The 4,524-nt window shown below is 35.6% G+C and carries 6 protein-coding genes and 2 pseudogenes; 5 read left to right on the top strand and 3 right to left on the bottom strand.

The features are described from left to right. Both Q9R40_RS09470 and Q9R40_RS09465 read right to left on the bottom strand, forming a co-directional pair. Positions 1-500: transposase family protein (locus tag Q9R40_RS09470; protein WP_304677418.1), on the bottom strand; the 500-nt coding region annotated here is incomplete at its 3' end. Between the two features lie 470 nt (positions 501-970). Next, positions 971-1,390, bottom strand: a pseudogene (locus tag Q9R40_RS09465) (YjdF family protein). Between the two features lie 185 nt (positions 1,391-1,575). Here Q9R40_RS09465 and Q9R40_RS09460 point away from each other — a divergent pair. Then, positions 1,576-1,731: pseudogene (locus Q9R40_RS09460) on the top strand (SAP domain-containing protein); the annotation flags it as partial. Positions 1,732-1,791: 60 nt separating this feature from the next. Continuing rightward, on the top strand, positions 1,792-2,199 hold the full coding sequence (locus Q9R40_RS09455; protein WP_225361539.1) for a hypothetical protein: 408 nt from the start codon (positions 1,792-1,794) through the stop codon (positions 2,197-2,199). Positions 2,200-2,262: 63 nt separating this feature from the next. On the opposite strand, the gene Q9R40_RS09450 is transcribed toward Q9R40_RS09455, so the two are convergent. After that, positions 2,263-2,853, bottom strand: a complete 591-nt coding sequence (locus Q9R40_RS09450; protein ID WP_094509365.1) for an MBL fold metallo-hydrolase — start codon at positions 2,851-2,853, stop codon at positions 2,263-2,265. 222 nt (positions 2,854-3,075) lie between these two features. Here Q9R40_RS09450 and Q9R40_RS09445 point away from each other — a divergent pair, with 222 nt between their 5' ends. From Q9R40_RS09445 to Q9R40_RS09435, 3 genes are all read left to right on the top strand, one after another. Continuing rightward, positions 3,076-3,603, top strand: coding sequence for a hypothetical protein (locus tag Q9R40_RS09445; protein WP_094512346.1), 528 nt, complete (start codon positions 3,076-3,078; stop codon positions 3,601-3,603). Positions 3,604-3,726: 123 nt separating this feature from the next. After that, the gene (locus tag Q9R40_RS09440; RefSeq protein ID WP_229305044.1) at positions 3,727-4,173 is read left to right on the top strand and encodes a type II CAAX prenyl endopeptidase Rce1 family protein; all 447 of its coding nucleotides are present in this window, start codon (positions 3,727-3,729) and stop codon (positions 4,171-4,173) included. After that, positions 4,164-4,490 (top strand): type II CAAX prenyl endopeptidase Rce1 family protein, encoded by a 327-nt coding sequence (locus Q9R40_RS09435; RefSeq protein WP_324255725.1) that lies wholly within the window; start codon positions 4,164-4,166, stop codon positions 4,488-4,490. Before Q9R40_RS09440 ends, Q9R40_RS09435 begins: the two co-directional genes overlap by 10 nt. Positions 4,491-4,524 lie beyond the last annotated feature (34 nt).

Raw genomic sequence — 4,524 nt, 5'->3', positions numbered from 1 at the left:
TCGTCAAAACATAGATGCTTAGGCAACTTAGCCACACGATAGTGTGGTTCCATGCGCTCTAAAATTGTTCGACGAACACTGCTAGGAGAGCAGTGGCATATTTCAGCAATTAGCTGACCTGATAGTCCTCTACGAGCTAAAAGCATGATTTGATTTTTGAGATCATTGGATAGGGTTTGATTTTCTTTGGTTAAATTAGTAATAGTACCAAAAGTAGTATGGCATGATTTACATTTATAGTGTTGTTTACGAAGCTCTAGTTCATATCTTCTCCCGTTTAAACTAGCCAGTCGTACATGAGTTTTGCGAAAGCCATCCTTATTAACTGTAGGAAAGCCACAGTTACGACAACGATTAATCGGATAGAAAAGCGTAGCTTTTATTAGGGTTATATACTCGTTAACAGAATTATTGTTGTGTTCGACCTCTTCAACAGAAATAACTTTAATATTTTTATCTTTAATTCCAAGAATATTTAGGATAGAATCATTATGGGACATTTGTTTAACCTTCTTTCATGATTTTTGTGGTGAACTGATTGTATAACGAGGGGACAGCAAATGCCTCTTTTTTATACAAAAAAATCGGGCATGGAATCTTCATCCATACCAGAAAGTGTATACCTCTAATTCCTGCTTTATTGATTGGAATTAGAGGTATACACTTTTTGTTTATTGAGTCCGAGGGTCGAGTGTTCTATGTCCTTTTTTGTAGGTTGAGTGTGTAAATATCCGTTTCGGAGGGTTGAGTAGACTGAAATGCTGAAAGCAGTGATAGAGGTTGATATGATAGCGTTGAGAATGGTTGTAAAAATAGCTGATTTTGAGCTTAACAATTGAGTGGATTAAGCTACTGGCATAAAATCGAGTTTTGCTTTATTAGACTACTTTTATTAAGGAGAATTGTACACTCGACTACTTTCGGGTAAAAAGAAAAGCATGATCGTAAAAATAACGACCATGCATGGATATTAATGACCACGATGTTTCTTACGATGCTTAGCTACTCGTTTTTGATAACGAAGTTCTTGCGTTAATCGTTTTTCAGTAGCGTGTTGCGCTTTTCGTAATTTTTTCTTTTCCTCAAATTGTTTTTTCAAAGTGATCTGTGCTTTGGTACTGATACCTTGTGACTTCATTGCTTTGTTGGCCAACCGCTGAGCACGCTTTGGGTTGATACGTTTCGTAACTATACGTGTTCTACTCGGTTCATGATGAAAGTGGAATCGTTAATAATCCTGATTTATCAATTTCAGGATTAGTGACATTTTTGGTTCTGAACTTCCAAGGGTAACTGATGCTACAGAATAATCTTTATCGTCATGACATTCCAAAATGGCCTTATAGAAACTACCATCAAAAACAATTGTTAGACAGGATTGGATAACCATCATGTCCCCTCCTTTGATTTTTTTAATCGAAAGCGGGACATCCCGGAGAGGAAGGATACTGATCAGCTTGTGCCGATGTTCGGACTACCAACCGAACTGTGTTTTTACTTTCTAAGGTATAGTATCATAACACTGTATAATATTAGATTTAAAATCATCACAAATTTTTAGAGGGGAGACTTACTTTGAAAATTCCTCATACTCTTTCTGAATTTACACAAACCTATTACTATAAAACAGAATTAATAAAGCTATGTCGACAATGGAATTTACCCACATCTGGGACAAAAGCAGAACTCAATTCGTACATTGAAAAGTATTTAAAGGGAATGTCTGCGAACAAAATTAAACCGTGTCGAAGTAATAAAATACATCGTTTATTAACGTATAATGAGATTAATTTGGACACAAAGTTAATTAACTCTGGCTTCTGCTTTAACAAAGTTGCTCGTCAGTGGTTTGCTGATTATTTTGGTGTCGAGAAATTCTCCTTCAGCAAGAAGATGGCCGTTATTAAAAGAAAAGCGGAGGTAGAACGTGATGAACAAGCGACTGTTGGCGACTTAATTCAACAGATGCAGAATTGGGACAAAAATAAAAATGCATCACCTGCAGAAGAAAATACTTATCAATGGAATAACTTTGTTCGCGACTTTTTTAAGGATCCAGCTACTAAGCAGTTTAATCAGCGGTTAAAAGTTGCTTCGCTTTTATGGAAAAAAGTACGCATTTCACGGGGAAATAAGGTTTATTATCATAATATGTTAGAGAAGTATAATAAAGAAATTGAAATACATAAGAAAGGATAATGTATTAGGCTTTTCTTGAACGCGTTTTTCCTACTAATCGATCCATACATCTATTAAAATCCTTCAGATAACCTTCTCATTTGCATAATGAGCAAAATAAATGAAGTTTGCGCCATGAGATATAAGCTTTTTCCAACTATGGCTTAGAACTTTATTATTATATAAGGGTACCTGTTCTTGTGGATATAAATCACCAACAAACGCCTCTCCGCTATCTAGAACAAGAGATATAGAATCTGCACTATGACCAGGTGAACTCAAAATTATGCCTGAGATTCCACAGTCACTGAGAAAATGACGACTATCAACTAAATTTAACTTGTGGATATGTTTATAATTAATTGGCTGAAAATCAGGGTTATGTTCTTTTTGGAAGATATAATCACTTTGATGAATATAGGCCATTTGACAATCAAGCACCACTAAGGAGATTCCAAGATTCATCAAATCAGTTGCTAATCCCATATGGTCGGGGTGGTAGTGGGTAATTAATAGATAATCAATATCTTGGACCTTTAACTTTTTTCTTCCTAGCTCTTGGAAAAATTTAGGAAGAGTACCTGCCCAGTCTGCATCAATTAACAGATTTTTCTTTGTTCCTTTTAAGAGATAACATTTAGTATTGCCGTATTTTAATTGAATAATTTTAGTCATGAGAAGCTCCGATTTTTATAATTTTGGCATTAATATTTTGATTCATTGTCTTAAGTTTTAGAAATTGAACCAGATTGTTTCTTTATTACCTTTCACCACCTTTCAATGTTACATAGAGTTCGCGTTGAAAGGTGGTGCTTTTTGATTTGGTGTAATCAAGCTACAAATATTAGTTATTCTTATTGTATAATTAAACAACCAAAATTAAAGGAGAGATAGTCGATGACTCAACTCGAACAAAAAAGGCTTGATCTAGCTGTTAAGCAAAAAAGAGGATTGCATTTTATCGCTGCTTCTGTTTTGATTTGGCTTGCAATTGCATTTATTTATTCATCTGCTGTGCCGATTTTGACTAAGAATTTATTTGTTTTTATTTGTACAGGCATCTTATTACCGCTGGCATGGGGAATCTCAAAAATACTAAAAGTTAACTTCAGTGATAATAAAAATCCTTTGTCAAATTTGGGCATCTTATTTTCAGTGAATCAATTATTATATTTGCTGATTGCCATGTGGATTTATCCGATTATCCCAGATAAAATGCCGATGGTTATTGCAATAATTTTTGGTGCGCACCTAATGCCCTTTAGCTGGTTATATAAATCCAAAGTGTATTTACTGTTCTCGATAGTTATTCCGTTTTTGGCGCTATTCATTGGCTTATTATTTAGTCCAACTATTTTAGCTGTTGGAATGACAGTTGTAGAAACTATTTTTTGCGGTGCATTAATTATTGAAAATAAAAATTGAAATTTATGGAATATGATCAGCAATATAAACTTAATCCGGTTAAATAAAGCCGTTATAGTATAAGGCCTCGTTAAGGTGTAAAATAACCTTAGAGTAGAGACGATCCAATCGAGGTGAAACCACATGCGTAAATATCTCAAAGCGCTAATCATGATTATCTTAATTCTAGTGCTAATGGTTGTTGGTCAAATTGCACCACTAGCAGTAGCTGACCACTTAAATTTCTCAGAAAATGCAGCAGTTATTTTAATGACAGTTACTTATCCAATAATTGTCATCGGTGGTGGATGGCTGCTAAACCATTTCTTGTTTCATCAATCGCTGCCGTTAGTATCCAAATGGCGTTTTCAATGGTGGCCAATTTTATATGCAATCTTGGCGGATGTCTTAATCTACCTATTTTCTTGGATTGCTCAGACTAGCTTTCGTTCATCGGTCACGACAATGAATAATTGGTGGTTGCAATTCACGATGACGGTTGTGAGTGCCCCATTAGTTGAAGAATACGTCTTTCGTGGATATGTATTTGGTGCACTGGATAGCACAATCGCTCTGCAACGATTTGGCTAACAGCATTTGTTTTTGGCTTAATTCACCTATCGTCACTCGGTAAAGCAGCGTGGTATAATGCAATCTTCCTCGTAATCGCCTATACTGCAATGGGGATGTTCTTCACGCTAATTGCTGTGGCGGCGAAAAGTTTGTGGGCTAGTTTTACCGCACATGTTGTGAATAATTTATTGATCTATATTATTGGAATTTGGGCAGCGGTTTCCACTTCATCAAGTATGATGTGGCGAAGTCTAACCGGAACTTTGCTTGGCATGGGGATCGTTGCTGGATTGGTTTATTGGCGTTTTTTAAAGAAGGCAGATTGCAAGAAATAACTTGAACGAATTTAGTGACGTAGATTAAGCAAGA

Origin of the sequence: uncultured Lactobacillus sp. (genome assembly GCF_948948975.1) — a bacterium.
Taxonomy (GTDB): domain Bacteria; phylum Bacillota; class Bacilli; order Lactobacillales; family Lactobacillaceae; genus Lactobacillus.
Note: the sequence above shows the minus strand (reverse complement) of the source record. Positions and strands in the feature narration are given on the sequence as shown.

Coding starts and splice junctions, on each gene's coding strand:
- Q9R40_RS09450 (WP_094509365.1), bottom strand. CDS start 2,853: ATGACTAAAATTATTCAATTAAAATACGGCAATACTAAATGTTATCTC.
- Q9R40_RS09445 (WP_094512346.1), top strand. CDS start 3,076: ATGACTCAACTCGAACAAAAAAGGCTTGATCTAGCTGTTAAGCAAAAA.
- Q9R40_RS09440 (WP_229305044.1), top strand. CDS start 3,727: ATGCGTAAATATCTCAAAGCGCTAATCATGATTATCTTAATTCTAGTG.